General features: G+C 61.9%; 25 protein-coding genes. 11 read left to right on the top strand and 14 right to left on the bottom strand.

Annotated features, from left to right (window positions below; all coding sequences use genetic code 11):
* Positions 1-2: 2 nt before the first annotated feature.
* Positions 3-173 carry a rubredoxin gene (locus ACFWAD_RS18735; protein WP_378546468.1) on the bottom strand — a complete coding sequence of 57 codons (171 nt, stop codon included), beginning with the start codon at positions 171-173 and terminating at the stop codon, positions 3-5.
* Positions 170-1,345 carry an alkane 1-monooxygenase gene (locus tag ACFWAD_RS18730; RefSeq protein WP_378546465.1) on the bottom strand — a complete coding sequence of 392 codons (1,176 nt, stop codon included), beginning with the start codon at positions 1,343-1,345 and terminating at the stop codon, positions 170-172. The genes ACFWAD_RS18735 and ACFWAD_RS18730 overlap by 4 nt, the downstream gene beginning before the upstream one ends.
* Positions 1,346-1,735: 390 nt before the next feature.
* Here ACFWAD_RS18730 and ACFWAD_RS18725 point away from each other — a divergent pair, with 390 nt between their 5' ends.
* Together ACFWAD_RS18725 and ACFWAD_RS18720 are read left to right on the top strand one after the other, a co-directional pair.
* A complete protein-coding gene (locus tag ACFWAD_RS18725; protein ID WP_202967118.1) occupies positions 1,736-2,017 on the top strand; it encodes a hypothetical protein in 282 nt (93 codons plus the stop codon).
* A gap of 139 nt (positions 2,018-2,156) precedes the next feature.
* Positions 2,157-3,764 (top strand): FAD-dependent monooxygenase, encoded by a 1,608-nt coding sequence (locus tag ACFWAD_RS18720; RefSeq protein ID WP_378546700.1) that lies wholly within the window; start codon positions 2,157-2,159, stop codon positions 3,762-3,764.
* Here the strand turns inward: ACFWAD_RS18720 and ACFWAD_RS18715 are convergent.
* The 6 genes from ACFWAD_RS18715 to ACFWAD_RS18690 are packed head-to-tail and all read right to left on the bottom strand — an operon-like array spanning position 3,751 to position 9,330.
* Positions 3,751-4,239 (bottom strand): VOC family protein, encoded by a 489-nt coding sequence (locus ACFWAD_RS18715; RefSeq protein WP_378546461.1) that lies wholly within the window; start codon positions 4,237-4,239, stop codon positions 3,751-3,753. The two genes, ACFWAD_RS18720 and ACFWAD_RS18715, sit on opposite strands and share 14 nt — an antisense overlap.
* On the bottom strand, positions 4,236-4,988 hold the full coding sequence (locus ACFWAD_RS18710) for an SDR family NAD(P)-dependent oxidoreductase (RefSeq protein ID WP_378546458.1): 753 nt from the start codon (positions 4,986-4,988) through the stop codon (positions 4,236-4,238). The genes ACFWAD_RS18715 and ACFWAD_RS18710 overlap by 4 nt, the downstream gene beginning before the upstream one ends.
* Positions 4,989-4,991: 3 nt before the next feature.
* Positions 4,992-6,026 (bottom strand): 4-hydroxy-2-oxovalerate aldolase, encoded by a 1,035-nt coding sequence (gene dmpG / locus ACFWAD_RS18705; RefSeq protein WP_378546697.1) that lies wholly within the window; start codon positions 6,024-6,026, stop codon positions 4,992-4,994.
* Between the two features lie 5 nt (positions 6,027-6,031).
* The gene (locus tag ACFWAD_RS18700; protein WP_378448253.1) at positions 6,032-6,934 is read right to left on the bottom strand and encodes an acetaldehyde dehydrogenase (acetylating); all 903 of its coding nucleotides are present in this window, start codon (positions 6,932-6,934) and stop codon (positions 6,032-6,034) included.
* Positions 6,935-6,942: 8 nt separating this feature from the next.
* Complete coding sequence (locus ACFWAD_RS18695) at positions 6,943-7,728, bottom strand: 2-keto-4-pentenoate hydratase (RefSeq protein WP_378546455.1); 786 nt, start codon at positions 7,726-7,728, stop codon at positions 6,943-6,945.
* Between the two features lie 3 nt (positions 7,729-7,731).
* Entirely contained in the window at positions 7,732-9,330 is a 1,599-nt protein-coding gene (locus ACFWAD_RS18690) for an FAD-binding protein (RefSeq protein WP_378546452.1), read from the bottom strand.
* 115 nt (positions 9,331-9,445) lie between these two features.
* Between ACFWAD_RS18690 and kstD the strand changes: the two genes are divergently transcribed.
* The 3 genes from kstD to ACFWAD_RS18675 all read left to right on the top strand — a co-directional run bounded on the left by kstD (position 9,446) and on the right by ACFWAD_RS18675 (position 13,850).
* Positions 9,446-11,170 (top strand): 3-oxosteroid 1-dehydrogenase, encoded by a 1,725-nt coding sequence (kstD, locus tag ACFWAD_RS18685; RefSeq protein ID WP_378546449.1) that lies wholly within the window; start codon positions 9,446-9,448, stop codon positions 11,168-11,170.
* Positions 11,160-12,017 (top strand): MaoC/PaaZ C-terminal domain-containing protein, encoded by an 858-nt coding sequence (locus tag ACFWAD_RS18680; RefSeq protein WP_214886859.1) that lies wholly within the window; start codon positions 11,160-11,162, stop codon positions 12,015-12,017. Before kstD ends, ACFWAD_RS18680 begins: the two co-directional genes overlap by 11 nt.
* A gap of 69 nt (positions 12,018-12,086) precedes the next feature.
* A complete protein-coding gene (locus ACFWAD_RS18675) occupies positions 12,087-13,850 on the top strand; it encodes a cholesterol oxidase substrate-binding domain-containing protein (RefSeq protein WP_378546445.1) in 1,764 nt (587 codons plus the stop codon).
* Positions 13,851-13,949: 99 nt separating this feature from the next.
* On the opposite strand, the gene ACFWAD_RS18670 is transcribed toward ACFWAD_RS18675, so the two are convergent.
* The gene (locus tag ACFWAD_RS18670) at positions 13,950-14,576 is read right to left on the bottom strand and encodes a DUF4304 domain-containing protein (protein ID WP_378546442.1); all 627 of its coding nucleotides are present in this window, start codon (positions 14,574-14,576) and stop codon (positions 13,950-13,952) included.
* Between ACFWAD_RS18670 and ACFWAD_RS18665 the strand changes: the two genes are divergently transcribed.
* The 3 genes from ACFWAD_RS18665 (at position 14,575) to ACFWAD_RS18655 (ending at position 17,691) form a co-directional block, all read left to right on the top strand.
* Positions 14,575-15,762: a serine hydrolase domain-containing protein gene (locus ACFWAD_RS18665; RefSeq protein WP_378546439.1), complete on the top strand. Its 1,188-nt coding sequence runs from the start codon at positions 14,575-14,577 to the stop codon at positions 15,760-15,762. The two genes, ACFWAD_RS18670 and ACFWAD_RS18665, sit on opposite strands and share 2 nt — an antisense overlap.
* 236 nt (positions 15,763-15,998) lie before the next feature.
* A complete protein-coding gene (locus ACFWAD_RS18660) occupies positions 15,999-16,760 on the top strand; it encodes a PE-PPE domain-containing protein (protein WP_378535040.1) in 762 nt (253 codons plus the stop codon).
* An 82-nt stretch (positions 16,761-16,842) separates the two neighbouring features.
* The gene (locus ACFWAD_RS18655) at positions 16,843-17,691 is read left to right on the top strand and encodes a sterol desaturase family protein (RefSeq protein WP_378546436.1); all 849 of its coding nucleotides are present in this window, start codon (positions 16,843-16,845) and stop codon (positions 17,689-17,691) included.
* Between the two features lie 18 nt (positions 17,692-17,709).
* Here the strand turns inward: ACFWAD_RS18655 and ACFWAD_RS18650 are convergent, their stop codons facing one another.
* Both ACFWAD_RS18650 and ACFWAD_RS18645 read right to left on the bottom strand, forming a co-directional pair.
* Positions 17,710-19,017, bottom strand: a complete 1,308-nt coding sequence (locus tag ACFWAD_RS18650) for an FtsX-like permease family protein (protein ID WP_378546433.1) — start codon at positions 19,015-19,017, stop codon at positions 17,710-17,712.
* Positions 19,014-19,859, bottom strand: coding sequence for an ABC transporter ATP-binding protein (locus ACFWAD_RS18645; RefSeq protein WP_378546430.1), 846 nt, complete (start codon positions 19,857-19,859; stop codon positions 19,014-19,016). Before ACFWAD_RS18645 ends, ACFWAD_RS18650 begins: the two co-directional genes overlap by 4 nt.
* Here ACFWAD_RS18645 and ACFWAD_RS18640 point away from each other — a divergent pair.
* The gene (locus ACFWAD_RS18640; RefSeq protein ID WP_378546427.1) at positions 19,834-20,583 is read left to right on the top strand and encodes an AraC family transcriptional regulator; all 750 of its coding nucleotides are present in this window, start codon (positions 19,834-19,836) and stop codon (positions 20,581-20,583) included. The genes ACFWAD_RS18645 and ACFWAD_RS18640 overlap by 26 nt on opposite strands.
* Positions 20,584-20,592: 9 nt before the next feature.
* Here the strand turns inward: ACFWAD_RS18640 and zapE are convergent, their stop codons facing one another.
* The gene (gene zapE, locus ACFWAD_RS18635; RefSeq protein WP_378546424.1) at positions 20,593-21,540 is read right to left on the bottom strand and encodes a cell division protein ZapE; all 948 of its coding nucleotides are present in this window, start codon (positions 21,538-21,540) and stop codon (positions 20,593-20,595) included.
* A 127-nt stretch (positions 21,541-21,667) separates the two neighbouring features.
* On the opposite strand from zapE, the gene ACFWAD_RS18630 reads away from it, so the two are divergent.
* Entirely contained in the window at positions 21,668-22,234 is a 567-nt protein-coding gene (locus tag ACFWAD_RS18630) for a TetR/AcrR family transcriptional regulator (RefSeq protein ID WP_378448237.1), read from the top strand.
* Positions 22,235-22,244: 10 nt separating this feature from the next.
* On the opposite strand, the gene ACFWAD_RS18625 is transcribed toward ACFWAD_RS18630, so the two are convergent.
* Entirely contained in the window at positions 22,245-23,405 is a 1,161-nt protein-coding gene (locus tag ACFWAD_RS18625; RefSeq protein WP_378546421.1) for a lipase family protein, read from the bottom strand.
* A gap of 211 nt (positions 23,406-23,616) precedes the next feature.
* Here ACFWAD_RS18625 and ACFWAD_RS18620 point away from each other — a divergent pair, with 211 nt between their 5' ends.
* On the top strand, positions 23,617-24,411 hold the full coding sequence (locus tag ACFWAD_RS18620; RefSeq protein ID WP_378546418.1) for a putative protein N(5)-glutamine methyltransferase: 795 nt from the start codon (positions 23,617-23,619) through the stop codon (positions 24,409-24,411).
* 11 nt (positions 24,412-24,422) lie between these two features.
* Here ACFWAD_RS18620 and ACFWAD_RS18615 read toward each other — a convergent pair whose 3' ends face one another.
* Positions 24,423-25,034, bottom strand: coding sequence for a TetR/AcrR family transcriptional regulator (locus tag ACFWAD_RS18615; protein WP_378546415.1), 612 nt, complete (start codon positions 25,032-25,034; stop codon positions 24,423-24,425).
* Positions 25,035-25,051: the final 17 nt, after the last annotated feature.

The raw sequence follows: 25,051 nt of genomic DNA, 5'->3' as shown, positions 1-25,051 counted from the left end.
GATCAGGATTGCGCGACGAGGGTGAAGTCGACCTTCTCGCGGACGCCGCAGTCGGGGCAGCACCAGTCGTCCGGAATGCTCGACCACGGCGTGCCGGGCGGAAAGCCCTCTCGCGCAGCGCCTGTCGATTCGGTATAGGTGTAATCGCAGATCGGGCAGGTGTAGGCGTTCATGCGTTCACCCCGTAGGCCGCGAGGATCTTGGCCCGCTTCTTCGGCGCGATGTTGACCTGGGTGATGTCGCCTCGGTAGTGCTCGAGAACGCGGTGGTCCATCACCTTGCGCCACAGGGGCGGAACTGTGGCGAGCATGATCATGCTGGCGTAGCCGCTCGGGAGCTGAGGGGCCTCTTCCATACTGCGAAGCGCTTGGTAACGACGTGTCGGATTCGCATGATGATCGCTGTGCCGCTGCAAGTGATAGAGGAAGACGTTGGTGCAGATGCGATCACTGTTCCAGCTGTGCGCCGGCGTGCACCGCTCGTACCGCCCGCTCGCGGTCTTCTGCCGCAGAAGTCCGTAGTGCTCGAGGTAGTTGATCGCTTCGAGCAGCGAGAACCCGATGACCGCCTGGATCACGAGGTACGGCGCGATGCCGATCCCGAACACTGCAAGCGCTACACCGAACAGAACAACCGACATGAGCCAGGCGTTGAGCACGTCGTTCTTGATGCTCCAGTGCGTGGTGCCCAAACGCTCGAAGCGGGTCCTCTCGAGATGCCATGCCGACTTCAATCCCCCGCCGACGCTGCGCGGCCAGAAACCGTAGAGGGTCTCACCGAAGCGCGAGGTCGCCGGATCTTCCGGAGTCGACACTCGCACATGGTGGCCACGGTTGTGCTCTAGGTAGAAGTGGCCGTAAGCGCTCTGCGCGAGGACGATTTTGGACAACCAGCGCTCGACGCTCTCCTTCTTGTGCCCGAGTTCATGGGCCGTGTTGATGCCGATTCCGGCCGTCACGCCGATCGTCACGGCCAGTCCGATATTGGAGAGGACGCTCAAATCCCAACGCGCCCAGATGTAGCAGGACAGGAAGAATGCCGTGTACTGCAGCGGCAGATAGGCGTAGGTGCACCACCGGTAGAAGCGGTCGTTCTCGAGTTCGTCGATCACCTCGTCGGGCGGATTCTTCCCGTCCTCACCCGCAAGGATGTCGATGACGGGAATGAGAGCAAAAGCGATCAGTGGGCCGGTCCACCAGAAGACATTCCATCCGGTGGCGGTAACAAGCCCCACTGCGATGAAAGTTGCCGATGACGGAATCAGCGCCAACAGCCACAAGTAGCGTTTCCGGTCTCTCCATGTTGCGAGCCGACCATCTGGCTCGGTGTACACCAACGCCGCCATCGAATTCTCCAGTTCTCGTTCGGATCAATGAGTGCGTCCTGCGCGGCAATCCGCGACACGAACAACATCTATGTATAGAGAGTGGACAAATGATGGTGTTTTGTCAACGGTTTTCGAGGTAAAACTTACAAACATGCTGATTTGTACATCTAGATGAACCCTCCGTTCGGGCTGATCGCAAATCTTCCGCCACCGCGCCACCCTCGGTACAAAAGTGGAATGGGGACGTCAACGTGCGCAATATGCGCCAAACACCAAGGAATAGGCCCGCTCGTCAGCCCCCGAATATTCGAGGACGACTTCGTCGTTGTCTCCCATCGGCCTCCTCAGCCAGACGGCCGTTCGGTTCCTGGATATGTGTTCGTCGAGACCCGTCGACACGTGTCCGGATTGCCTTCACTATCCGAACCTGAAGCACTCGCCATCGCACACGCGGTCTGGTGCGTCTCACGTGCCCTCGACTCGGAATTGACTCCAGAATTCGTGTTCTCCGCGATCGCCGGGCGAAGCGTCCCCCACTTTCATCAGCACGTTTTCGTCAGGCCCTTCGGCGCTCCGAGTTCAGTGAGTTGGAACGACGTCGATTCATGGGACGACGCGCCACGCGTCGACGAGGTCGAGCTCACGCTTCTGTGCAGGAGAATCGCGCTCGGCTTCGAAGCCGAGCAATAGCGCAAAACAGTCGGTGCGCGGACGGACAGTCGGCGCGAGACACAACCTCTCGATGTCCGATTTGCGCGAATTTCCCCAAAACAAAAGTTCGCTTACCCATACTGAAATGACCGACTGTCCCCGACGTGAGTGGGTCCTCATGGATACCGACGTATTGGTAGCGGGCGCCGGCCCGATCGGATTGACCACCGCGATCGAGCTGCGCAGACGCGGTATCTCATGCCGAATAGTCGACCCCCTCGACGAACCGCGGCAATACGCGAAAGCCGTCGGGATTCAGCCACGCACACTCGAGCTCTTCGAGAACATGGGGGTGCTCCGTCAGGCACTCGACGCCTCGACATTGATGCGCGGTCAGATCATGTACACGAACGGCGTCGAGGTCGGCCACGTCGACCTCACCCTCCCCGAGGACGTTCCTTACTGGTTTCTCTGCCTGCCTCAGTACTCGACGGAGCGCATCCTCACCGAGCGCCTCACCGAGTTGGGAACAACCGTCGAACGCGGAGTCGGCCTCACCGCATTCGAACAATCCGACGACGCCGTCACCTCCACCCTCAGCGACGGTAGCACCGTGACGGCCCAGTACCTGGTGGGTTCCGACGGCGCGCACAGCGTGGTCCGCAAAGGGCTGGGCCTGAGCTTCGAGGGCGGCGCATTTGCCGAAAGCTACATGCTCGGTGACGTCGAAGTCGACTGGTCGATCCCCAGCGGCTACGCGGTGCGCGCCAACCACACCAGCGACGACGGAACCACCGACGATCTACTCGTGTGCATCCCACTGCCCGGACACAAGCGGTACCGAATGTCTATGCTCGTACCGGATGAGTTGATGCCGGACGAATTGTCGAACAAAGCCTCTGTACAACACGGTTTTTCAACCGGCAAGACACCTGAACTCCATCACATCCAGGCTGTGCTCGACAGACTGTCCCCAGAACCGACAACCGCCTCGATGCTGCGATGGTCCTCGGTCTTCCGCATCAGCCACCGCATCGTCGACGCTTACAGCCGCGGACGGGTTTTTGTCGCCGGCGACGCCGCGCACATCCATCCCCCGACTGGCGCGCAGGGCATGAACACCGGGATCCAGGACGCCCACAATCTTGCGTGGAAGATAGCGCTCGCCGTCAAAGGTGTTGCGAAAGCGGATCTTCTCGAGACCTACGACGCCGAAAGGCGGCCGGTCGGTGAAGAAGTCGTCGGGATGACGGTCCGAAATGCTCGAGAAGGAATCGGTTCGGGAGAGTCCTCCATCGACACGGCAATGCGGCGCCAGGCTCAATTGTTGATCGACTACTCGGAGAGTCCGCTGAACACCGGGCGTAATTCTTCGAGTCCACACGTTCAACCGGGCGAGCGTGCACCCGATGCACGCGGAATGCGCCGAGACGGTGTGCAGTATCCAATTCGGTTGTTCGACTTGCTGTCCGGAGTCGACCACACGTTACTGCTGACTTCGGACGGATCCGCGGAGAGCATCAACAGCTTGGAGAAGGTCGCCGACGCCGCAATTCGATCAGCGCACGGCTTGCTGGACGTCTACGCGATAGTGCCACCGGGAACCGTGACCGTCGACTCGCTGGTGCCGATCATCGAGGACAACGCCTCGCAACTGTGCGCCGCGTATGGGGTCGAAGGTACGGCGGCGCTGGTCATTCGCCCCGACGGCTACCTCGGATTCCGTGGTCACCCGGAGAACGTTTCCGATTACTTCACGAAAGTGTTTGCCGTCAATCAGGAATGAGCGAAGCGAACATCAACCGAATCTCGGGCGAGAGCTTCATCAACTCGACGTATCCACCCAACGGCCCGGCATCGAGGTAGGAGAACTCCATGCCGGCGCCCTCTACCCGACCTTGTTGCACCACCGACATTCCGCGACGCTCGGCCTCGAGCAACGTCGCCTCGTAATCGCCTGGAACCCAAGCCATGTGATGAACTCCGACGCCGTGAGTCTCCAGGAATTCCGTGTACAGGTTGCGTCCGGATACTGGTTGGATCAGCTCGAGCTGTTGGCTGCCCGCATATCCGATCGACACGTGCACGACATAGTCCGCGGGCTCCCCGCGAAACGTTGTGGTCTCGGGACCAAAGGCGATGTCTGGCATACGTAGCCACCGCTCCACTCCCCACTGCCGAGTGAACTCCTGTTCGGCAGCCTCGATGTCCTCGACCACCCAGCAGATCTGAAAGATCGGTCCCGAGACCAACGGGGTCATGCCATTTTTCCGTTGTCCACCGAGTAGACGGCCCCGTGTATCGCCGAGGCGTCGTCGGAGGCAACGAAGGCCACCATCTTCGCAACGTCCTCGGCTTCCATCAAGCCACGCGGCGACGCAACCATCATGACGAGATCGAAGTCGACTCCGTCAGGGAAGGTGAATCCGGTGACTTGAGGAGTCATCATGCCGCCCGGGCAGATTGCGTTGACACGCAGAGACTTTCCGGTGAACTCCATCGCCATCGCTCGGGTCAGTCCGATGAGTCCGTGCTTGGCAGCGCAGTATCCAGCCGAGTACGCCTGCCCTTCCAGCCCCGCGATCGAGGAGACGTTGACGATGTTGCCTCCTCGTTCCAGCAAGTGCGGCAGTGCTGCGCGGGACAGGAAGAACGGTCCGTTCAGATTGACCGCCAGATCATGTGCCCATTCGGAATCCGCAATATCCGCCGTGTGACGAAGCGAGTGCGATCCCGCCACATTGACGAGGATGTCGATACCACCGAGTTCGTCGACGCACGCCTGCACGGCCGCATCACACTGCGCGGAATCCGAGACGTCCGTCGCCGCGAAACGACGCTCTCCATCCGCGCCGACCACCTCGACCATCGACTGTCGCAGCTTTTCCTTGTCGCGGGCGATACCGAAAACCTTTGCGCCCCTGTTGTGAAGGATCTCGGTGACGGCGCGCCCCAGCCCTGAGGACGCGCCGGTCACCAAGGCCACTTTTCCGGCCAGTACGTCTGCCATGGGTTAGGAAGCCGTTGCTTCGCGCTGAAGTTCCAGCGCGATGTCGATCAACTGATCTTCCTGTCCGCCGACCAACTTGCGCTTACCTGCGCGCACCAACAGCTCCGCGGACGACACTCCGTACCGCTCGGCCTGACGCTCGGCATGCTTGAGGAAGCTCGAGTACACGCCGGCGTAGCCCATCATCAGTGCCTGACGATCGAGTAGGCACTCCTGCGGCATTGCCGGGCGCACAACATCTTCGGCAGCATCGGCGATGGCGAAGAAGTCGATACCGGTCTTGACGCCAATCTTGTCGCAGACACCGACAAACGCCTCGACCGGTGCGTTGCCGGCGCCGGCACCGAAACGGCGGGTGCTGCCGTCGATCTGCTTGGCGCCCGCACGCACTGCCGCAATGGAATTGGCGACGCCCAGGCCCAGGTTCTCATGTCCGTGGAAGCCGACCTGAGCGTCGCTGCCAAGTTCCTGAACCAGCGCCTCGACGCGATCGGATACCTGCTCGAGCACAAGTGCGCCGGCGGAGTCGACCACGTACACACACTGGCAACCCGCGTCGGCCATGATGCGAGCCTGCTTGGCCAGCTTCTCCGGCGGAATCGAGTGAGCCATCATGAGGAATCCGACTGTTTCGAGTCCACGCTCACGCGCGAGGCCGAAGTGCTGGATGGATACGTCGGCCTCGGTGCAGTGAGTTGCGATGCGGCAGATGGACGCACCGTTGTCCTGTGCGATGACGATGTCGTCCTTGATGCCCAACCCGGGCAGCATCAGGAAGGCGATCTTCGCGTTTGTCGCGGTCTCGACGGCAGCTTTGATGAGTTCCTGCTCGGGAGTCTTCGAGAAACCGTAGTTGAAGGAGGAACCGCCGAGACCGTCTCCGTGAGTGACCTCGATGACCGGCACTCCGGCTCCGTCGAGGGCACCGACGATGGCCCGCACTTCTTCGACGGTGAACTGATGACGCTTGTGGTGGGAGCCGTCGCGCAGCGATGTGTCGGTGACGCGGATGTCCCAGCTCGAATCGAAATGAATCATGTCGCTCACGCCTTCACACTCAGAAGCTTCTGGGCGATTTCCTCGCCCACCTTGGTGGCTGCTGCCGTCATGATGTCGAGGTTGCCCGCGTACGGCGGCAGGAAATCGCCTGCACCTTCGACCTCGACGAATGTTGTGACCGTGGCGTATCCACCGGAAACGACACTCGGTTCGTCGAACTGCGGTTCGTTGAGCAACCGGTAGCCGGGCACGTACTGCTGGATGTCCTTGACGACGCGATGAATGGAGTCGGTGATCGCGGCTCGATCGGCGTCCTCGGGAATGGCGCAGAAAATGGTGTCGCGCATGATCATCGGCGGGTCTGCGGGGTTGAGGATGATGATCGCCTTACCGCGCTTGGCGCCACCGATCGTCTCGATACCGCGGCTGGTGGTCTTGGTGAACTCGTCGATGTTCGCGCGGGTTCCCGGACCGGCGGACAACGATGCAACGGAGGCGACGATCTCGGCGTACGCCACGTCGACGACTCGCGACACCGCGTAGACGATCGGAATGGTTGCCTGCCCACCGCAAGTGATCATGTTGACGTTGGGTGCGTCGAGGTGCTCACGCAGGTTCGCCGGCGGAACCACAGCCGGGCCGACGGCGGCCGGAGTCAAGTCGATGGCACGGATACCAGCGGCCTCGTAGCGGGGTGCTGCCTCGCGGTGCACGTATGCCGAAGTCGCCTCGAACACCAGGTCCGGTTTCTCCGCCTGGTTCAGCAACCAGTCGACACCCTCGGCGGAGGTCTCGAGCCCCATCTTGCGAGCGCGAGCCAATCCTTCACTCTCGGGATCGATTCCGATCATCCATCGCGGCTCCAGCCACTCGGAACGCTGCAATTTGTACAACAGATCGGTACTGATGTTTCCCGATCCGACGATCGCCACACTTGCCTTGGTCATGACTACTCCTACGTGAACTGAAGAGATACGGAGCCGAGGCCGCTGAACTCGGCTCGGAAGTTGTCGCCTGGATGAGCGTCGATCGCTCGCGTGCACGAACCCGGCAGCACGATGTCGCCGGCCTTGAGCCGAACTCCGAAGGTGTCGACCTTCTGCGCCAACCACGCGACAGCGGTGACCGGGTTCCCGAGTACCGCATCGCTGCGCCCCTCCGCAATCCACTCCCCGTTGCAGGTCAGAACCGCGTCGATGGCCTTGATGTCGATGTCCGACGGACGAACTCGTTCCTTGCCGAGGATGAACCCGGCGGAGGACGCGTTGTCTGCGATGGTGTCCGAGAGCCCGATCTTCCAGTCCTTGATCCGGCTGTCGATCAACTCGATGGACGGCGCGTAGGCAACAGTGGCGTCGATGACGTCTTGTTCGGTGCACCCGGCGCCCGGCAGATCTGATCCCAGGATGAAGGCGACCTCCACCTCGACGCGCGGGAAGCAGAAGCGCGACGTGTCGACCGGACGGTTCTCGAACTCTTCCATCTCGGCGAGCAGGTGACCGTAATCGGGCTCGTCGACGCCCATCATCTGCTGCATCGCCAGTGACGAGAGTCCGACCTTGTGTCCGACCACCTTTGCGCCACCGGCAACACGACGCCGGATGTTGATGAGCTGGATCTCGTAGGCGTCGACGACGTCTATTTCCGGATAGTCGGCGATCAGCGGGCTGATCGGAGCGCGATCCCGTTCCGCCGAGTCGAGATGGTCGGCAAGTTCGCCGCGGATCTGCGTCGAGAGCATCGTTCAGGCCTTTCCGACTGTGGAGAATGCGGCTGCGTGCTGACCGGCTCGTCGTCCGGAGAACACGCAGTCGGCGAGCGACAAGCCGCTCACATACGAGTTGGAACAGATACCGACAGCGGTACGGCCGGCGGCATACAGGCCAGGGATACCCTCCCCGGCCTCGTTTTTCACCATGCCGGACGATTCGTCGACCACCAATCCACCGAGCGTGAGCATCGGGCACGGATTCATCATGTTGGGCTTGATCGAGACGTCGTACATCGTGAACGGCGCAGACAGTATCGGCCTGACGAAGTCCGACGGCTTACCCATCGGATCGGGTTGCCCGGCAGCGGCAGCCGAGTTGTGCGCGTCGACTGTGGCTTGAAGGCCGGCGACGTCTATCCCCGCCTTGCGAGCGACCTCGGCAATCGTGTTGCCACGCACCGCGGTACGCATCATTCCGGTGGTCTGTACCCGCTGGAACCACATCGACTGGTCACTTATCTGCGACTTCGCTTCGCGAACGAGTTCGGAATCTGCCAGCAGCCAACCGATTCCGCTGCTCTTCTCCGCCATCGCCTGACCGAGAGCGGCACCGTACCGGGACTCGTCGACGATTCGCGCACCGGATTCCCCCACCAGAACGGAACCGAGAAAAGCACTCGGCGGGACGATGAATCGCCACGCGGAAACATTGCCGAGCTTGTCGGTTGCGCCCCCGGCTTCGATACCGAGGTTGATGCCTTTGCCGTCGTCGCCCGACGTGCCGAGCGGGATACCGCCCTTGTAGGCAGGAGCATGGGTGCGCATCATCTCGCGATTGGACACGAAGCCGCCGGCGCTGAGGATCACGCCGCCCCGCGCTTGGATGCGAATCCGCTTGGCGTGCTTCTTCTCGATCTTCGCGATGAGTGCGTCGAGAATCGTGCGCAACTGCGGCGCGTAGACGCCGGGCTTGGAGGACAGGGATCCGAGCGTCGCGTGACGGCGACGAACTCCGGCAGGTGCGTCACGAAGAGTCAGTGCTTCGACGCCGATCACCCGGCCGTCCTCGATTATCAGCCGATCCGCTCGCGTCTGGCCGAGAAGTTGGACGCCCTTGGCCGCCGCGGACTTCGCGAGCGGGCTGTACAGCATCTTCCCCGACGTGCCCCTCCCCTTGGCGCGATGACCGCGCGGAGCAGGTTTTGCTATGTCACGGAACCCGCCGGCCGATTCGCTACCCGAGAAGTAGAGGTAGTGCTTGTTGCTCGGATACGACGTCTTGTACGGACAGAGTGAGGCCTCGAACGGCACTCCGTGACTGCGCAGCCAGTCGATCGACGCCGGGCTCTCGTCGACGAACCGGCGCAGCGTCTGCGGCGTCACCGCGTCACCGACCTCGCGGTTCAGGTAGGCGAGCATGGCTTCGGGACTGTCCTCGACACCGGCTTCCTTTTGAATCACGGTGCCGCCGCCGGCGTAGTAGATTCCCCCGGAAATCGTGCTGGCACCACCACCGAGCGCTCGGTCGATGGCCAAAACCGACGAACCGGCCGCTATCGCTTCGAGCGCCGCACTGGCGCCCGCCACACCGAACCCGACCACAAGGACGTCAACCGAAGTATCCCAGGTCACACCGCACCATCCTCGATTTCACTGCAACGTGTTTCGTTATCTATGACAACGTCCGGAAATACTTCCTGGCAGAAAGCATGGACTGACACCCCCATCATTCTATAACGTGTTCTACATGAGCAAGCAGGAATACGACATCGTCGTCGTCGGCAGTGGTGCCGCAGGTATGACAGCGGCCTTGACCGCAGCCCACCAGGGCTTGAGTGTGGTCATCGTGGAGAAAGCCGCCCACTACGGCGGATCGACCGCCCGTTCCGGCGGTGGGGTCTGGATCCCCAACAACGAGGCACTTCAGGCGGACGGTGTCACCGATACACCGGAGGCTGCACGTTCCTACCTGCACAGCATCATCGGCGACGTCGTCGCTCCCGAACGCATCGACACGTACCTCGAGCGCGGTCCCGAAATGCTCTCGTTCGTGCTGAAGAACAGCCCGCTCGAACTGCAGTGGGTCCCCGGCTACTCCGATTACTACCCGGAGGCTCCCGGCGGACGCCTCGGTGGCCGCAGTGTCGAGCCCACCCCGTTCGACGGCAACAAGTTGGGCGCCGACCGTAAGAATCTCGAGCCCGACTACGTCAAGGCCCCCAAGAACTTCGTCATCACCCAGGCTGATTACAAGTGGCTCAACCTGCTGATGCGCAATCCTCGCGGACCGCTGCGCGCCATGAAGGTCGGCATGCGATTCCTCGCCGCCAAGGCCACCAAGAAGGATCTGTTGGTTCGTGGCCAGGCACTGGTCGCCGGCATTCGACTCGGGCTTCAATCCGCCGGAGTGCCCATCCTGCTGAACACCCCACTGACCTCCCTCTACACCGAAGACGACGCGGTTCGCGGCGTCAACGTCCTCGTCGACGGCGAGGAGCAGGTCATCCGCGCTCGCCACGGAGTTGTGTTGGGATCCGGCGGGTTCGAGCACAACAAGGAAATGCGTGAGAAGTACCAGCGTGGGCCCATCGGCACCGAATGGACCGTCGGCGCCAAGGCGAACACCGGCGACGGCATCCGCGCAGGCCAAGAAGTCGGCGCTGCAGTCGATTTCATGGACGACGCCTGGTGGGGCCCGTCCATTCCGCTGACTGGTGGACCGTGGTTCGCTCTCTCCGAACGTACGCTCCCCGGCTGCATGATGGTCAACATGTCGGGCAAGCGCTTCGGCAACGAGGCGGCTCCGTACGTCGAGGCAACCCATGCGATGTACGGCGGCGAGTACGGCCAGGGCGAAGGCCCCGGCGAGAACATCCCGACCTGGATGATTCTCGATCAGCGCTACCGCAACCGCTACACGTTTGCCGGCATCACTCCGCGCTCCCCCTTCCCCGGCCGCTGGCTCAAGGCCGGCATCGTGGTCAAGGCGGGAACCATCGCCGAATTGGCCGAGAAGACAGGGCTTCCCGTCGCATCGCTGACCGAAACCGTCGATCGGTTCAACGGCTTCGCGCGCAACGGCAAGGACGAGGACTTCGGACGCGGCGACAGTGGATACGACGCGTACTACGGCGATCCCCGACTGAAGAACCCCAGCCTCGCCGAGATCAGCAAGGCCCCGTTCTACGCCATCAAGATGGTTCCGGGCGACCTCGGCACCAAGGGTGGAATCTGCACCGACGTCAACGGCCGAGCACTACGCGAAGACGGAAGCGTCATCGACGGCCTCTACGCCGCGGGCAACGCGAGCGCTCCGGTCATGGGCCACACCTACGCCGGTCCAGGCGCGACCATCGGTCCCGCAATGACTTTCGGCTACCTGGCCGTACTCGACATCGTCGAGCGTGCGAAGAAGGCCGAGACCACCACGGCACCTGCAGCTGAAAAGACGGCGGTCGACCATGCCAATTGATCCGAAGATCGCGCTCGGCGCCGAGCTTGCGCCACAAGAGTTCTCGTGGACCCCGTCGGACGTGCAGCACTACCACTTGGCACTAGGAGCAGGTGCGCGTCCGCTCGATCCGAACGAACTGCGCTACCTCGACGACGAAAAGCCTCAGGTGCTACCCACCTTCGCCACCGTCGCCGCCAATTTCCACGCCACCGAAGCACCGAAGGTGTCGTTCCCCGGCGTCGAAATCGATCTGGCGAAGGTAGTACACGGAAGCCAGGAAGTCACTGTCCATCAGCCGATCCCGGCAAGCGGTAGTGGGCGCACCACCACGCGGATCGCCGAGATCTGGGACAAGGGCAAGGCCGCGGTGATCGTGCAGGAATCCGTCACGGTCGACGCCGACGGTAATCCGCTCTGGACTGCCCGCTCGTCGATTTTCGCCCGCGGAGAGGGTGGTTTCGGGGGTGAACGTGGTCCGTCGGAGTCGATTTCGCTTCCGGATCGGGAACCAGATGCGACAGTGGTGACACCTGTGCTTCCACAGCAGGCATTGCTGTATCGGATGTGCGGTGATCGGAATCCGTTGCACTCGGATCCGCAATTCGCCTCCGCGGCAGGCTTTCCAGCGCCTATCCTGCATGGACTGTGTACTTACGGAATGGTCTGCAAGACCGCAGTGGATACCATGCTCGACGGCGACAGCAGTCGGGTAGCCGGATTTCGGGCCCGCTTTGCCGGGGTCGTGTTTCCCGGCGAGAACTTGAGTATCCAGATCTGGAAAGACAATGGGCGACTCCTGATCTCAGCTTCTGTACTGGAGCGTGAAGCTCCTGCCCTGGCTGACGTAGTTCTCACTCTTGTCTGATACCACCCTGTCTGATACCCACCTGTTAGAACTCACCGTAGTTCTCGAACCCGATGGAGTAGCCCGAAGATGACGGCACAAGACGAAAAGTTCCGACTGTCCCGACGAGGTTTCATGGCCGCAGGAGCCGGCGCCGTGGCAGCGACCGCATTCGCCGGCTGGACGCCGGCCTATGCCGTCCCCGCCGGCTCTTCCGGCTCCGCGGGTGGCCCCGTCTCCACCCTCACCCCGCCGCCTGCCTTCCCCGAAGGAATCGCCCTCTACCAGCAGGCATATCAGAACTGGTCCAAAGAGATCATGCTCGATGCGATCTGGACCTGTTCGCCCAAGACGCCCGAAGACGTAGTCCTCCTCGCCAACTGGGGCCATGCCAACGGCTACACCATTCGCCCCCGCGGTGCCATGCACGGTTGGACGCCGCTGACCATCGTCAACGGTGCGCCGATCGACAAGGTCATTCTCGCCGACACCACGGTCCATCTCACCGGCGTCTCCGTCAACGCGGGCGGTAGCCCGGCCACCGTCACCGCAGGACCCGGCGCGACCCTCGACGCCATCACCACGGCGCTACAAGCACAGGGACTCGGGTTCGCGAACCTGCCGGCACCTGGTGTGTTGACCATCGCCGGTTGCCTCGCCGTCGACGCTCACGGCGCAGCTCTTCCCGCCGAAGGCGAAGCGCATGTTCCCGGACAGACTTTCGGCTCACTCTCCAACCTCGTCACGTCCCTGACCGCGGTGGTCTGGAACGGTAGTGAATACGCGCTGAAGACGTATGCACGTAGCGACGCGGCGATCAAGCCGCTGCTGACTCACCTCGGACGCACCTTCCTCACCTCCGTCACCTTGCAGGCCGCCCCCAACTACCGCATGCGCTGTGTCAGCCACACCGACATCGGTTGGCAGGAACTCTTCGGTGCCCGCGGCGCTTCCGGACGTACCTTCGAGAAGTTCGTCCGCGAAAACGGTCGCGCAGAAGCAATCTGGTACCCCTTCACGGAACGTCCCTGGATGAAGGTGTGGTCACTTGCCCCCACCAAACCGCCGTTCGCGCGTGAGGTGACCGGGCCGTACAACTACATCTTCTCCGACAACCTTCCCGAACCTGTCACCGACATGATCGGCCAGATCAACGCCGGAAACCCGGGCATCGCACCGGCATTCGGTCAGATCATGTACGCCACCACCGTTGCCGGACTCGCCGCGACGTTCTCCAACGACCTGTGGGGATGGTCCAAGGACGTCCAGTTCTACATCCGGGCCACTACCCTGCGTCTGACCGAGGGCGGCGGAGCCGTCATCACCTCTCGCGCCAACATCGGCCAGGTCATCCACGACTTCACCCAGTGGTTCAACGGCCGCATGGAGTACTACCGCTCCATCGGACAGTTCCCCCTCAACGGCCCCGTCGAAATCCGCTGCTGCGGGCTCGATCAACCGTCCGAGGTCGAGGTCGACTCGGCAGGCGCCCCCACCATCTCGGCCATGCGCCCCCGCCCCGACCATCCGGAATGGGACACCGCCATCTGGCTCAACGTCCTCGGCGTCCCCGGAACCCCCGGCATGTTCGCGTTCTACCGCGAAATGGAACAGTGGATGCGCAATCACTACAACAACAACGACGCCACCTTCCGCCCCGAGTGGTCCAAGGGCTGGGCGTTCGGCCCCGACAAGCCGTACACCGACACCCCGATCATCACCCAGGGCCTCCCCCAGACCTACCGCGAGGGCGTTCCCTCGAGCGACAACTGGGACACCGCCAACGCCGCCTACAACGCGTTGGATCCGCACAAGGTCTTCAGCAACACCTTCCTGGACCAGTTGCTGCCTTGAGGTTCAAGTACTGAGCGCACACTCTGACAACTCGACGGTCGTCGTCACTCCTCTGTTTCGGGAGTGCGGCGGCCGTCGTGCGTTGTAACGAGCGGGGTTTCAGCCGTTCCACACCACGGCGCAAACGCGGGCAAGTTCCGCAGGTGGCACATGACGTTTGAGGTTCTCGTCGATCCGTGGCCAACGGTCCTCACTCCCGAACTCGGCCCGAATGGACTGATAGATGCCACGCGCGCGAACCCAGTCCTCGGTCGCTAAGCGGTACTGAAACGCCTCGATCTCGAACCACTGTGGTGCCTCGGGCACCAGCGTCTCCATCCGGCACCGGAACTGGCAATCCCCTTCGCGTGGGCGATCTCTGACCGTCTGTCCGAGCACGGTCGAAAACTCCGAAGAGTAGACACCACAGTTCACATAGAACCGGACATGGCCCGCGGTGTTCCCAGTGGAACGCTGCAGAGACACGACGTCGGTCAGTCCGTCGCGGGCACGAGAGAACGTGAGCGCTCGCTTCCGAAAGCCCAGATCTTTCAGCAATGGGCGCACATGATCCCGCTCGATACTGTCGAACAATGCTGACGCCGAGTCGTTCACGAACAGGCAATTTACCAGCAGGTATCGACGTCGATACTGTTTCAAGTCGCCACCGACTGGGGTAACTTCAGTCAATTGGGACATTGCTAGGCGTCGGTTGCTCGATTTCCACATCGAAGGGATCGCAGGCATGACTTCCTCCCACCACCGCACTCGGGTGCGGCTATCTGCTCTGTCGATCGCCTTGACCGTTGCCGTCGCAACCGCTGCGTGCAGTTCCGACGATGACTCCGCAACAAACACGAGCACCGCACCTCCCAATACCTCGAGCAGTCGGGAATCCACCGAGATCGCGGATATCGTCCGCCGTCAGGTGTCCGACTTGGGCCTCAGTGCCGCTGTGTTCGGGGTGTGGCGAGGCGACGACGAAGTTGCTCTCGGCGCCGTCGGAGAGTCCCCCGTCGGAGTTCCTGCGACAACCGACATGCAGTTGCGCGTCGGCCAACCGATGGAACCGATGCTCTCGACCGTCCTGCTGCAACTCGACGAAGAGGGCACGCTGCCACTCGATCAACCGATCGCGAAGTGGGAACCGAACTTTCCACGCGCAGACACGATCACTCCGCGAATGCTGGCCAACAGCACGTCGGGAATCTCCGACTATGTGACCGATCCACAGTTCCTGAAACTCTTCACGGACAACCCGATGAAGGGCTGGACTGCTCAGGAGATCCTGGATCTTGCCAACTCCCGCCCACCGCTGTTCGAACCCGGCACCAGTTGGGCGTACGCGCACAGCGACCTGACGCTGCTCGGCGACGTCATGGAGAAGGCGACCGGAAAGCCGCTGGGCGAACTACTTCAGCAGCGCGTCTTCGATCCGCTCGGGATGGATCACAGCAGCGTTGTGCTCACGTCGCAGATGGACGAGCCGATCCTGCACGGCTACACCAATGAACGCGGAGTGTTCGAAGACTCCACCTTCTGGAATCCGACGGCTTTCCTGCACAGCGGAAACATGAACGCGCCCGTCTCCGACATCGGAAAGTGGGTGCGCGCGCTGGGAACGGGAGAGTTACTCTCCGACAAGGCTTTCGATCAACAGATGGCGCCAACGACTGCGGGCCTGGGAAGTATGACGACGGACAAGTTCTTTTCCTTCGGGACCGGGCACCTCGACGGTTGGCTGGTGATGAACCCGTCGTACGGCGGTTACAACGGCCTTGCGCTCTACTACCCCGACTCGAAGACCACGATCGTCGTCTACGCGACTCTCGGGCCGACAACCAACGCGGATCTCAACAACGCCGTGCCGATGGGCAAGGCGATCGGCACCCTCCTCGAGCCGGATCACCCACCGCAGGTCCCGACACCGTGACACGCCCCACACGCTGGTAGGAAACAGCGTCGGCCTGCAACTTCCTGTTTACGCACGGATTACCTCCAGGACTTATCGCCCCATCACCATTCTCTTCAGTACCGAACGAATCGCGTCGGACCGCGGGTTGTCTCGCCAGTGAACGAGAACGTAGATAGATGGGGACAGGCCCGATGAGGAAATACGCGATGTCAGTGGCATGCACGGTTGCAGTCACAGCGGGGGTGACTCTAGTGATGTCGGTACCTGCCGGAGCGGCTCCGAATGACGGCGGGTCGTGCCCGGCCGGTGCGGTATTCGCAGTTGGCGGGACGTGGGACCCGACGGGACAAACTACGCAACCCGTCACCGACCGTTACGTAGCCCAGGGGTACGCCTCCAAACCGGTGACCTACCCGGCGAGCTTCTGGCCGCTCGGCGATCAGACGTATGACCAGAGCGTTGCCGCGGGCGCCCAGACGTTGCGCAGCGAAGTCAACGCTTTTCACGCTCAGTGCCCAGGCAGCGAGATCGTCGTCACCGGGTACTCACAGGGTGCGCGGATCGCCGGCGACGTGCTCGGTGACATCGCACGCGACGGATCCATTCCGCAGTCGCAAGTCGAAGGTGTGCTCTACGCCGACCCCCGCAACTCGGCCGGAGGCATCGAAACCGTAGTGCCCAATGTCGTTCCAGGAGCGACGATGTCCGGAGCACGCGGCGGATTCGGTGACATCGCAGTGCAGGAAGTCTGCATCGAGGGTGACGGCATCTGCAACATGCCCAAGCCCCGTGATGCCCCCGAGGTGTTCGTCGACTCGGTATTCGGATACTTCACGAAGCACAACACTTATACGCCGATGATGTCCGAGTCCGCTCCGCCTGCTCCCCCGGCATTGCCGCAGACGCCTTCGGTACCCCTGCAACCCGCTGACGTTGCCACTGCGATCGTGACGCGAGTCGTCGAGAACATCACTCCGTATCTGAGCGCTGCACTCGCCACCGTGCTGACGAAGTAACGAGATACAGCTTGTTCGACTGACTGAAAGTCGACCGATTCGTACAAGTCGGGGGCCACCCGCGCCGTGCACGATCGAAAACATGCTCACGTTCATCGTCAGATACGGGTACGTCCCGTTCATGCTCTTGGGAATCAACGGAGCGGCAATTGCGCTCGCGGCATCCGGTGCGCCGAAATGGTCGCTGGTGGCGTTGATTCTCTTCGCCGTGGTCTGCTCTTTCGCGGCCGAACGGGCGCTTCCCTACGAATCTTCGTGGAATGCCCCGGGACCGGACAGGTTTCGCGACGCGGTCCATGCGTTTGTCAACGAATCTCTCATCTTGGTCAGCGTCGCGGTTATCCCGTTGATGGCCGCGGTGATTCCGTTCGACGGGTTGTGGCCGAACGGTCTTCCGTTTGTCGTTCAGGTTGTGTTCGCAGTACTGGTTGCGGATTTCGGTATCACCGTCGTACATCTGATCAGCCACAAGGTTGGATGGTTGTGGCGTTTTCACGCGGTCCATCACAGCCTCGAACGGTTCTACGGCATGAACGGACTCATGAAACATCCCGTGCATCAGACTTTCGAAACCGCCGGTGGCGTCCTGCCGCTGATCCTTCTCGGGATGCCCGTCCCGGTTGCGTCGGCACTCGCGGTGTGTGTCGCTGTCCAACTCCTGCTTCAGCATTCGAATGCCGACTACCGCATCGGCCCCCTGCGTCCGATACTCGCCCTCAACGCCGGCCACCGATTCCATCACCTCAAGTGGGCGGGAATCGGTGACGTCAACTTCGGTTTGTTCACTCTCATCTGGGACCACCTGTTCCGTACCTACTCTTTCGATCCGGAAAAGCGATTCAGCAGTGACGATCTCGGAATGGCGGCCAAGCCCGACTACCCCGACGACTACCTCGGCCAGTTGGCCGAACCGTTCCGGAGACAGAACTGACGGCCGACCGGTGGGGATTCAGCCCGCGAGCACCCGACGCATGACTGGCCTGGCTGCAAACGCACTGGCCAACACCAACGCGATCCCCACCGCCAGGGTGACGCCCAACTGAACCAGCGCCATCGGAATGGTCAATACGGCTGCCCCTGCCAGTGGGAAGAGGAACAGCAGTGCAGCGCCGGCACCGGCCAGTGCCATCACCACCACGGGAGTGCGAACGTGCCTCATGCGGGCGCTGTCCATCACCTCGACAGGTGTGCCGGCCAAAGTCAGACTCCGATACAGCTCACGGTTGTCGAGGATCCCGGATACCTGGGTGAGCGCAGACGAGATGGCCGCCAACGTGAATGTTGCTCCGAGAGTGAACAACACCCCGGTTCTCATGTCCGCGAACAGGAACTCCTGCCCTGGCTGCAAATCCTGTCCCTCCCCGTTGCCTATCGCGGCGAGGAGAGACGTGCCTGCGGCAACAAAACTGGCCATCGTCACACCGCTGACCGTGCGCCACACAGCCTTCGGATTGTCCAAGACCCGACGCGCCGCAATCAGCGAAGCACCGTCTTTGGCACATTTGAGCATGATTTTTCCGAGCACCAAGATGACAAACGGACCGACCAGCGCAACAACGCCGAAACAGACACCAAGGCCCACCAGTATTGCCGCGATGCTTGCCGCGGAACCACCGAATGCACTCCATCCCAACAGAACCCCGACGCCCGCAAGAGCAAAGATCATCTTCGGTGCGGCGCTGGGATTACCCGCCGTGACGCCCAACGGGCTCACGAATACCTGACGCATCCCGAGCATCGACGTCAAAGCAGCCAGGACGGTCATACCGAATACGATGCCCACCAGAGGAAGTGCGCCTACCCAGAGCTCACTCCACTCGAAGGTCCGGCCTTGAAATCGCAAGAGGGCTACGAGTGGCAGCGCGAGGAAATACCCCAACACGCCGATCAACGCGCCGGCAAAACCCTGGATACCCGATTCCGCAGCGCACAGCGCAACAATCTGACGGGGCGTGGATCCGATGAGTCGCAGCGCCGCCAGGCGTTCGTCTCGACGACGGGCACCCAAGCGGGCCGCCGCCAGACCGAGCGTGATTGCCGGGACGATCATCAACACGGAGGCAACCCCGGCGAGCGCGAGATATGCCTCTGACTCGGGTTCGCTCGATCGGCCCGCAAAGGCACCGTAGCCACCGAGAACCGTGAGCAACAGGGTGGTTGACGCAGCGAAGGCCGATACCGGGAGCGCCAAGGTACTCAACGCCTTTCCGCCTTCACCTCGCACCGTCAGCAGGGCGACACGCGCGGTGGCTTTCATGCCGCCACCTGTGTCCCGACGAGCGAGCCGGCCTGCATCACCATCGTACGATCACACCAGCGAGCAACTTCGGCGTCGTGAGTGACGACGACCAACGCCGAACCGATCTGTTGAGCCGAATCACGCAACACCCTCATCACTTCCCAGCTTGTCTGTGCGTCGAGCGCACCGGTCGGCTCGTCTGCAAACAGGACTGCGGGTTTGGTCACCAACGCTCGGGCAATCGCGACACGTTGGGATTGCCCACCCGACATCTGACCCGGGCGACGGTCCTGCAGCCCGTCCAGGCCCAAAGGCGCGAAGAAACCGTGCGCCGTCCGCTTGGCTTCCGCGATGGACAACCCGTTGAGCACCAAGGGCAAAGCGACGTTCTCGATCGCCGGAAGCTCCGGCAGCAGCTGACCCGATTGAAAGACGAAACCGTAGGATTCTCGCCGAAGTCGACTCCGATCGTTCTCCCCGAGGTTCTCGATATGCCTACCGCTCAACAGGATCGCGCCCGAATCAGGCTTCACGATTCCCGACATGCAGTGCAGCAGAGTCGACTTCCCCGATCCTGACGGACCCATGATCGCCGTGGCCGTGCCCGCACGGACTTCCAGCGACACACCGCGGAGCACTGGAACGTCGCCGTACGACTTGCCCAGCGAGTGGACCGACAGGACTGCGGGTGATTGTGCGTTGTTCATGAGTACAGCCTCTCGCGTACCCCTCGCATACACATCGGCCCAGCGCACGATCTTCGAACTCACCTCGGTCCTACCGGAGGATGACCGGACCCCGAGCTCTGTCAGGGTCGTCACTATCATCGCTGACATGACCTGGCCCGGCGCCGTCCACATGCAGCCCGGAATTCTCATGTTCACCGGCGCCGTCGGATCGGCGCACACGCATGCTCACGCCGCTGTTCAGATCTTGATCGTCGACGACGGGTCAGTCACGGTCACCGACGGAGAGGGCCACAGTGAAATCGTGGGAGCCGTGATCGTTCCCTCCGGAGCAGTGCACTCGTTGTCCGCCTCAGAGGTCGCGCGGGGGCGGGCGATCTATGTCGATTCTGCCACCGGAATGGGGCGGCGCATCAGGCCGCCTGAATCCGATCACTGCGGTGTGCCCGAATGGTCAACTCGTGGACGGACTGCCGTCGCGATGACGGTCCGTGGCGTTGAGTCGGATCTGGAATACGCAGCGAGGCTGATCGATTCACTGTCCGAAAGTAAGCAGCCGTCGAGCGTACGCGCTCTTCACCCTGCACTCGAGCATGCTCTGACGATACTGCCCGAGCGAATCTCGGGGCCGGTAACGCTGACGGACACCGCCGCGCTGGTCTCCATCTCGCCCGGCCGATTGGGAAGAATCTTCAACGATCAACTGCAGATGAGCTTTTCGACCTACATCCGTTGGCTACGGCTACGACGTGCCATGGAAGTGATGAGCAGCGGCGCAAGCCTGACAACCAGTGCCCACGAGGCCGGCTTCACCGACAGCGCCCATCTCAACCGTATCTGCCACAGTATGTTCGGGCTCACGCCCAGCGCCGCGACCGGTGATCTCACCTGGAATTGACGCTGCTACTCAACTGACGCTGTCCATCGCCGACCTCGCCAGTAGCGACAGACGACTGTAGAGGCGCGCCAACCCGGCCACGTCCCGAAGACTGCCCGCAACGTCCTCCACACCGGCAGCGGCATACACCGTCAGTCGCGCATCGACGTCGTAGAGAACATCGACGACATTTCCGAAACGGCGAAGGGCAAATTCCGAAGCTTCGGCGAGCACCGGTACTCCGAAGATCACCCAGTCGTCGAAGCGGGAGGCGAGCGCGAGATAGTCGGCAGCCGAGGTCGAACCAGCGCACAGCACCTCGAAGTCGAACCAGACGACCCCGTCTCGAATCGCCGAGCATGCCAATGTTCGTGTGCCGATCGTCAATTCGACGTCCTCACCCGAAGGCCTCACGATTTCCGAGTCGACGAGGAATTCCCCTGTCGCAAACCGGTAGTCCCCGGCACTTGGTTGTCCCGCTGTCCGGTAGTCGACGGAGCCACCCAACTCGATCACCTCGAGCCTCTGCTCCATCAACTCGATGGACGGCACGAACTGTTCGTGAAAGAGCGGATTCGGAAGAAGCTCGGTCGGCGGGACATTGGACGTGGCAACAACAGTCACACCTTTCACGACGATCGTATCGAGAACCCTTGCCATGAACATCGCGTCGGCGACGTCGTCGATGTGGAACTCGTCGAAACAGAGCACGCGGATTCCGTCCACCACGTGGTCCAGCGCCGAACCCATCGATCCGAGTTCATGCGCCCGGGCGTGCAGGTTTGCAAAGAACCGATGAAAGTGAATGCGCCGCTTGCCGACCGGGAGCTCGTCGTAGAACTCGTCCATGAGCATCGTCTTCCCGCGACCGACGCTTCCCCAGAGATAGATCCCACCCCCGACCTCACCGTCGGAGATCCGAACCCGCAGTGCATCGAGGGCTTCACGTGCCGCCAACTGCTCTTCGTCCAGTAACATGAGGCTCCTCTACATCTGTAGAGCCGAGGCTAATGACCGAAGACAAATCGAGTCAATGTGACCCTCACGACGCACCATCAGCAACATTCAACTCCGGCAGCATGCAACATCGACAGCAAGGAACGACATGAAGCCCGATCGCAGAGCCCTCATCGCGGCATCCGCCGTCACGATCATCGCCGAGCAGGGCCCGCGTGCACTCACCCATCGGGCGGTTGATCAGTCCCTGGAACTTCCTGCCGGTTCGACGTCGTACTATTTCCGCACTCGCGAGGCACTTCTCGAAGCAACTGCATTGCACATCGTGCACCGGTCACGTTCGACTTTCGACGAACTCCGAGAAGGGCCCGGAAATCCTGCCGCCCTGACGGCCGAGTATCTCGACGATCTTCTCTCGCACCGCAGAAACGAATTGATCGCTCGATACGCACTGCTCGTGGAAACTCCCCGAGATTCGGCATTGCACCAACTCCTCGAAGGCAGCCTGTTTTCACAGGAGAAGGCAAGACCTATCTTCGACACCATTGGCGTTGACGATCCTGACGTCGCCGCCGCAAATTTCCTGAGCCTTCTGGAGGGCTTGATCTTCGACTACTGCCTCGGAGCACGTAGCCGAGATCCTCGCTCCTCCGAAACCGTTCGGCAACTTCGGATCCCGATCGACATCTTTCTGCGCGGAGTTGGCGCCACCTGAAAGACAGTGGTCAGCAGAGGCTTCCGGTGCAGGGCCTTTGACCAGAGAACAGTGCCGCGACAAACGGGGTGCTATCTGGAACCGAAGCCGGGACGGTTCCCAGATGATCAGTGGGATAGGTATGGAATGCAAAATCCACACCGTTGGCAGCGAGGTCAGCCGCGAACTTCAGTGTCAGCGGTGCCGGAACATCGATGTCCGAGAGTCCCTGACCGATGAAGAACGGGCGGTTGTATCCCGAGGTCGGTACCGTGAGCAGCTCGCGCGCAGCGTCCATGAACGTTGGATTGTCCAGCGACTTCGACAGCACCTGACCGAGCGTGACGGTTCCGTATTTGGTGCGCGCCTCGGTGTAACACATGTTGTTCTCGACGTCCTCGAGGATGGTCTTGCCGAGCGGGGTCAGGTACGAGTCGATGTCGATGTCCGGCCGCGAAGCACGCAATCCGTCAAGAACATTCGCAATGTAGACCGTCGTACCCTTGAGTGGAAGTGCCGGGAATGCGGGGCCACCGAGCGGTAGGAGATTTTCGATGTTCGAGGGAACACCAGTGGCGACGGCGCCGCGGTAGTCCAACTCCGGCGCGTAATCGGTGGCAAGAGAAGCAGTGAACATAGTCGCCTGTCCACCCTGTGACTGCCCCATCGCTACCCAGGCGCTCGACAGGTCGTCGTCGACCGCACGAGCGGCACGCACCATGTCGACAACGCTGTGCGCAGCGGAACGACCGTCGAGATACGGATGAACACCGGGTGTTCCGAGCCCCACGTAGTCGGTGGTCACCACCGCATATCCCTGCTCCAGCCAATGCCGGAGATGCGTCGCGGTCCGCTCGAGCGGAACGCTACTGCTCGGCGCACACTGATCCGCGACACCCACCGTTCCGTGCGCGTAGGAAATGACTGGCCAACCACCCTCGGGCGGAGCCCCCTCGGGGCGGTACACCACACCGGTACTCGTCATCGGCGCATCCTTCGGGCCCGTCGACCAGTACGTCACCTTTGTTGCGCTCACAGCGCCGGGGATCACCCGATCGGGGCCGAGCGACTCGTGGCTCACCACGGAGCCCGGAAGATCGTTCTCTTCCGCCGTGGCCGGCACTGTGACGGCCAACGCCACCAATGCGCTCGCACCCAATCCGACGAGCGTCCTACAGAGCCGCTTGCTCACGTGCCTTCTCCTACCGATTGCGTTGACAGCGCCGTATGTGGTGATCAGCCCCACATCAGCCGATCGAGTTCAGACCCTAGAACAGCCCTACCAATTGGTCAACCTAGATTCCCGCTGCACATTCCCCGTCGTCACGCGCCTGCTCCGGTAAGGTGGCGGTGTTCTATACATGCAGGTCCCCCGCGAGATCAGGAGGCCGAAAGGCTCTCTCATGTCAGCGCCTGATCTCCCGACCTCTCCCCCTTCGCAGCAGAATTCGGTGGCCGCGATCCTCCGGGCAGCAGGTTGCGTGTTCGCCGAGGACGAAGCTCGCTTACTCCTCCACGCCGCACGCTCGCGCGACGAACTCGACGCGATGATCTATCGACGAGTTGCCGGCGAGCCACTCGAGCCTGTCATCGGGTGGGCCGAATTTTGTGGCTTGCGCATCCACATCGACCCTGGAGTATTTGTCCCCCGCCGACGCACCGAGCTCCTCGCTCGACAGGCCTGCACACTCGTCGACTCGGGAAGCGTCGTCATCGACATGTGTTGTGGTTCAGGAGCTGTCGGGGCTGTTGTGCAGGCGAAGATCGATACTGTCGATCTCTACGCGGTGGACATCGAACCGGCAGCGATTCGGTGCGCTCGCCAGAACATCGCACCGCCCGAGCGTGTACTCGAAGGCGATCTGTACGGCCCACTGCCGACGAAGTTACGAGGTCATGTTGATGTCGTCGTCGCCAATGCACCTTACGTCCCCACCGATTCAATCCGACTCATGCCGCCCGAAGCGCGACTTCACGAACCGCGAGTCTCGTTGGACGGCGGCCCCGACGGCCTGGACCTGCAGCGTCGCATCATCGCCGATGCTGCGCCGTGGCTACGACCGGGCGGCCATCTACTCGTCGAGACGAGCACGGAGCAGGTCGAGATGACCGTCGAAACATTCACTCGGGGAGGGTTTCTCACTCGTGTGGCAGCCTACAATGAAACCGCATCAACCGTGGTGATCGGTCAGCGTTGACGGCGATCGAATCATGAAGGCACAGACCAGTTCCGAGCGTGGGCGGCAAAGCCGTCGACAAAAAGCCCGAACGCGCGATCGACGCGAGCCCGGTCCCCCGTGGCCAGAAGATCCATCGACAAACCCCGCATTTGCGAAAGCAACAAGGTAGCGACCGACGAAACATCCTCCTCGGGACAGCCCGCTTGCCGTAGTCCGGTTTCCAGAGCTTCGATCCAATCGCCCACGAAACGGTCCAAAAACCGTCCGTAGCGTTCGCGATCGCCGAGCGCGAGGGCGTAGATCTCGACCATCACTCGGAATCGGGGCAGGACCTCCGGTGTCGTACGTTCGGTCCACCACGCGGTCAGCACTGTCGCCGGATCGATCCCCGCTTCCATCGGGACCGCAAACGGAATGGACTCGCTACGCATGTTCTCGATTACCTCGGAGAGCAGATTCTCCTTGCTCTCGAAATGGTTGAGCAACGACGCATGCGACACACCTACGGCTTTGGCGAGCTGCCTCACCGTCAGTTCCCCGACACCGTTGTCGATGACATACCGGGTCAATGCGTCGAGCAACTCCTCACGTCGCCCGGCGTATCTCAGGCTGCGTTTGTCGATGCGTTCAGACTCCGGCACATACCTACCCTACCGAC

Source organism: Rhodococcus sp. NPDC059969 (assembly GCF_042738325.1).
Lineage (GTDB): Bacteria > Actinomycetota > Actinomycetes > Mycobacteriales > Mycobacteriaceae > Rhodococcus_F.
Note: the sequence above shows the minus strand (reverse complement) of the source record. Positions and strands in the feature narration are given on the sequence as shown.

Excerpts from the sequence above, each read along its gene's own strand:
- ACFWAD_RS18735 (WP_378546468.1), bottom strand. The coding sequence starts at position 173 with ATGAACGCCTACACCTGCCCGATCTGCGATTACACCTATACCGAATCG.
- ACFWAD_RS18730 (WP_378546465.1), bottom strand. The coding sequence starts at position 1,345 with ATGGCGGCGTTGGTGTACACCGAGCCAGATGGTCGGCTCGCAACATGG.
- ACFWAD_RS18720 (WP_378546700.1), top strand. The coding sequence starts at position 2,157 with ATGGATACCGACGTATTGGTAGCGGGCGCCGGCCCGATCGGATTGACC.
- ACFWAD_RS18715 (WP_378546461.1), bottom strand. The coding sequence starts at position 4,239 with ATGACCCCGTTGGTCTCGGGACCGATCTTTCAGATCTGCTGGGTGGTC.
- ACFWAD_RS18710 (WP_378546458.1), bottom strand. The coding sequence starts at position 4,988 with ATGGCAGACGTACTGGCCGGAAAAGTGGCCTTGGTGACCGGCGCGTCC.
- dmpG (WP_378546697.1), bottom strand. The coding sequence starts at position 6,026 with ATGATTCATTTCGATTCGAGCTGGGACATCCGCGTCACCGACACATCG.
- ACFWAD_RS18700 (WP_378448253.1), bottom strand. The coding sequence starts at position 6,934 with ATGACCAAGGCAAGTGTGGCGATCGTCGGATCGGGAAACATCAGTACC.
- ACFWAD_RS18695 (WP_378546455.1), bottom strand. The coding sequence starts at position 7,728 with ATGCTCTCGACGCAGATCCGCGGCGAACTTGCCGACCATCTCGACTCG.
- kstD (WP_378546449.1), top strand. The coding sequence starts at position 9,446 with ATGAGCAAGCAGGAATACGACATCGTCGTCGTCGGCAGTGGTGCCGCA.
- ACFWAD_RS18680 (WP_214886859.1), top strand. The coding sequence starts at position 11,160 with ATGCCAATTGATCCGAAGATCGCGCTCGGCGCCGAGCTTGCGCCACAA.
- ACFWAD_RS18675 (WP_378546445.1), top strand. The coding sequence starts at position 12,087 with ATGACGGCACAAGACGAAAAGTTCCGACTGTCCCGACGAGGTTTCATG.
- ACFWAD_RS18665 (WP_378546439.1), top strand. The coding sequence starts at position 14,575 with ATGACTTCCTCCCACCACCGCACTCGGGTGCGGCTATCTGCTCTGTCG.
- ACFWAD_RS18670 (WP_378546442.1), bottom strand. The coding sequence starts at position 14,576 with ATGCCTGCGATCCCTTCGATGTGGAAATCGAGCAACCGACGCCTAGCA.
- ACFWAD_RS18660 (WP_378535040.1), top strand. The coding sequence starts at position 15,999 with ATGTCGGTACCTGCCGGAGCGGCTCCGAATGACGGCGGGTCGTGCCCG.
- ACFWAD_RS18655 (WP_378546436.1), top strand. The coding sequence starts at position 16,843 with ATGCTCACGTTCATCGTCAGATACGGGTACGTCCCGTTCATGCTCTTG.
- ACFWAD_RS18650 (WP_378546433.1), bottom strand. The coding sequence starts at position 19,017 with ATGAAAGCCACCGCGCGTGTCGCCCTGCTGACGGTGCGAGGTGAAGGC.
- ACFWAD_RS18640 (WP_378546427.1), top strand. The coding sequence starts at position 19,834 with ATGACCTGGCCCGGCGCCGTCCACATGCAGCCCGGAATTCTCATGTTC.
- ACFWAD_RS18645 (WP_378546430.1), bottom strand. The coding sequence starts at position 19,859 with ATGTGGACGGCGCCGGGCCAGGTCATGTCAGCGATGATAGTGACGACC.
- zapE (WP_378546424.1), bottom strand. The coding sequence starts at position 21,540 with ATGTTACTGGACGAAGAGCAGTTGGCGGCACGTGAAGCCCTCGATGCA.
- ACFWAD_RS18630 (WP_378448237.1), top strand. The coding sequence starts at position 21,668 with ATGAAGCCCGATCGCAGAGCCCTCATCGCGGCATCCGCCGTCACGATC.
- ACFWAD_RS18620 (WP_378546418.1), top strand. The coding sequence starts at position 23,617 with ATGTCAGCGCCTGATCTCCCGACCTCTCCCCCTTCGCAGCAGAATTCG.